Source organism: Bradyrhizobium cosmicum (assembly GCF_032290525.1).
In the GTDB taxonomy this organism is placed as follows: Bacteria; Pseudomonadota; Alphaproteobacteria; order Rhizobiales; family Xanthobacteraceae; genus Bradyrhizobium; species Bradyrhizobium cosmicum_A.
In genome coordinates this window covers 1-249 of the sequence record NZ_JASXTA010000442.1, presented here as the reverse complement: position 1 = coordinate 249, position 249 = coordinate 1, and the positions used below count along the sequence as shown (strand labels likewise).

The window sequence follows — 249 nt, the reverse complement described above, 5'->3', positions numbered from 1 at the left end:
CGCTTTATCCGCGCCAGCGAACAGGCCGGGCATCAGCTCGCGATCAATGTCGGCTTCGATGAGGCGCGCGGCGTCACCGAATTGACGATACTGGCCACCGACCATCCCTGGCTGCTGTCGATCATCGCCGGCGCCTGTGCGTCCGCCGGCGCCAACATCGTCGACGCGCAGATCTACACCACCACCGACGGCCGCGCGCTCGACACCATCGCGATATCAAGGGAATACGACCGCGACGAGGACGAGGGA

1 protein-coding gene is annotated in these 249 nt (G+C 65.5%); it reads left to right on the top strand.

The genetic code is table 11. The features are described 5' to 3' along the window. Positions 1-249: hypothetical protein (locus tag QSV46_RS40500; RefSeq protein WP_314964325.1), on the top strand; the 249-nt coding region annotated here is incomplete at both ends.